Genomic DNA, 2876 nt, shown 5'->3' with positions numbered 1-2876 from the left:
CTCAGCTGCACCAGCAGCCCGAGCCTGGCCGGGCTGCTGGTGCAGCTGAGGCGCAAGATCGCCTGGGTGTATGCGGTGGAACCGGCCCACAGGGCGGCGCCGTCCGCCCCGGGCACCGCCCTGCGCTCCGACTTCTCGCTGCGGGCCGTGGAGTCCTGGGACGAGCACGGCGCGCTGGTCGACGCGGTGGCGCGCGGCGACGCCGCCCGCGCGCGGGCGCTGGCCGCGGCGCATGCCGAGCGCTCGATGTCGGAATACCGGCTGCGCCGCCCCTCCCGTGTGAGGAGTTCGAAACATTCCGTAAACACGGCGGGTGTCCGGAATTAACAGCGGCCCCGTATACAACTTCTAAGAATTACCGCCGGTGTGTCGCGGTCGTGGATTTCCGCGGCCGCGTATTTCGCGTTCCCGTATTGCGCCGCCCCCGTATTCGTCCCGGTATTGCGTTGGATAAAAAGTGCGGCCGCGGTCCCCTTTCATGGGTCACCGCGGCCGCGCCGTGTAAATGTATCGGGTGGAGCCAGTCAGACGGTCTCCGGAAGCTCCTCCAGCCCCTCCGCGACCAGCTTGGCCAGACGGTCGAGCGCGACCTCGGCGTCGTCCGACGCGGAGGCCAGGACGACCTCCTCGCCGCCCTGGGCGCCCAGGCCGAGCACGGCGAGCATGGAAGCGGCGTTGACCGGGGTGCCGTCCGCCTTGGCGATCGTGATGGGGACGCCGGCGGCGGTGGCCGCCCGGACGAAGATCGACGCGGGGCGGGCGTGCAGGCCCTCGGCCCAGCCGATGTTGACGCGGCGCTCAGCCATGGTGTTGCCCTTCAGGTGCGGGGTTGCCGTTGTCTAGACCAATATCATACGGGGTGCATGTCTGGGTCTGTCCGGAACGATGTCCGAGTAGGCCCGGCCGTGCCCGTACAGGTCCGATTATGGACTTTCCCTCGACACCTCCCCGCAACGCAAGGGTGTCCGCCATTCGGACGCCCGGACCCATGTCCGCCCGGGCCGTAGTCTTGGCCGCATGCGGCAGCCGTCCGACACCCACGCCTACCCGGCCCACTGGGAGGCCGATGTGGTGCTCCGCGACGGCGGCACCGCCCGGATCCGCCCCATCACCGCTGACGACGCGCAGCGCCTGGTCAGCTTCTACGAGCGGGTCTCGGACGAGTCCAAGTACTACCGCTTCTTCGCGCCCTACCCCCGGCTCTCCGACCGCGACGTGCACCGCTTCACGCACCATGACTACGTCGACCGGGTGGGCCTGGCCGCCACGGTCGGGGACGAGTTCATCGCCACCGTTCGCTACGACCGGATCGACGGCCAGGGCCTGCCCTCGACGGCGCCGGCCGACGAGGCCGAGGTCGCGTTCCTCGTCCAGGACGCCCACCAGGGCCGCGGGGTGGCCTCCGCCCTGCTCGAGCACATCGCCGCCGTCGCCCGCGAGCGCGGGATCCGCCGCTTCGCCGCCGAGGTGCTGCCCGCCAACACCAAGATGATCAAGGTGTTCACGGACGCGGGCTACACCCAGAAGCGCAGCTTTGAGGACGGCGTCGTCCGCCTGGAGTTCGACCTCGAACCCACCGACCGCTCCCTGGCCGTCATGCGCGCCCGCGAGCAGCGCGCCGAGGCCCGCTCCGTACAGCGGCTGCTCGCCCCCGGCTCCGTCGCCGTCATCGGCACCGGGCGCGCCCCGGGCGGCGTCGGCCGCACCGTGCTGCGCAACCTCCTCGACGGCGGGTTCAGCGGGCGCGTCCACGCCGTCAACCGCGCCTTTCCCCAGGAACAGGACCGGCTGGACCCCGAGGGCGTCCCGGCCCACCGCTCGATCCACGAGATCGACGGCCCGGTCGACCTCGCCATCGTCGCCGTCCCCGCCGCCCAGGTCCCCTCCGTGGTCGCGGACTGCGGCGACAGCGGCGTCCAGAGCCTCGTCGTGGTCTCCGCCGGCTACGCGGAGAGCGGGCCGGAGGGCCGCGACCGGCAGCGCGAGCTGGTCCGCCAGGCGCGCACCTACGGCATGCGGATCATCGGCCCCAACGCCTTCGGCGTCATCAACACCGCCGACGGCGTGCGGCTGAACGCCTCCCTCTCGCCGCGGCTGCCCGCCCCCGGGCGGCTCGGCCTGTTCACCCAGTCCGGGGCGATAGGCATCGCGCTGCTGTCAGGGCTCGACCTGCGCGGCGCGGGGACCGCCGGGGTCTCCACCTTCATCTCCGCGGGCAACCGCGCCGACGTCTCCGGGAATGACGTCCTGCAGTACTGGTACGACGACCCGCGGACCGACGTCGCCCTGATGTACCTCGAGTCCATCGGCAACCCCCGCAAGTTCACCCGGCTCGCCAAGCGCACGGCCGCGGTCAAGCCGGTCGTGGTCGTCAAGGGCGCCCGCCACAGCGGCAGCGCCCCCACCGGCCACGCCGTCCCCGCCCCCGGCATCCCGGACGCCACCGTCTCCGCCCTGCTGCGGCAGGCGGGCGTCATCCGGGTCGACACGGTCACCGAGCTCGTCGACGCCGGGCTGCTGCTCGCCTCCCAGCCGCTCCCCGGCGGCCCGCGCATCGCCATCCTGGGCAACTCCGACTCCCTGGGCCTGCTCACCTACGACGCCTGCCTCACGGACGGGCTGCGCCCGCTGCCGCCCCGCGACCTGACCACGGCCGCCGCCCCCGACGACTTCCGGCAGGCCCTCTCCGCGGCCCTCGCCGACGACGCGTGCGACGCGGTCGTCGTCACCGCCATCCCCGGCGTCGGCGCCGCCGCCGCGGCCGACCTCGCCCGGGCGATGCGCGGCGCGGCCGCCGAGGCAGCGGCGCGCGGTGCGGCCAAGCCGGTGGCGGTGGTCCACCTGCAGATCCCAGGGCTCGCCGAGGCCCTGGCCGA

The 2876-nt window shown here is 73.0% G+C and carries 2 protein-coding genes and 1 pseudogene; 2 read left to right on the top strand and 1 reads right to left on the bottom strand.

Annotated features, from left to right (window positions below):
* A pseudogene (locus CCN51_RS42095) lies at window positions 1-327 on the top strand (FCD domain-containing protein); the annotation flags it as partial.
* 197 nt (window positions 328-524) lie between these two features.
* Here the strand turns inward: CCN51_RS42095 and CCN51_RS42090 are convergent.
* The gene (locus CCN51_RS42090; protein ID WP_014175879.1) at window positions 525-806 is read right to left on the bottom strand and encodes an HPr family phosphocarrier protein; all 282 of its coding nucleotides are present in this window, start codon (window positions 804-806) and stop codon (window positions 525-527) included.
* A gap of 211 nt (window positions 807-1017) precedes the next feature.
* Here CCN51_RS42090 and CCN51_RS42085 point away from each other — a divergent pair.
* Window positions 1018-2876, top strand: a 1859-nt coding sequence (locus CCN51_RS42085; RefSeq protein WP_143676067.1) for a GNAT family N-acetyltransferase, incomplete at its 3' end; no start/stop codon positions are given.

The organism is Streptomyces milbemycinicus (assembly GCF_002154605.1).
Classification (GTDB): domain Bacteria; phylum Actinomycetota; class Actinomycetes; order Streptomycetales; family Streptomycetaceae; genus Streptomyces; species Streptomyces milbemycinicus.
Note: the sequence above shows the minus strand (reverse complement) of the source record. Positions and strands in the feature narration are given on the sequence as shown.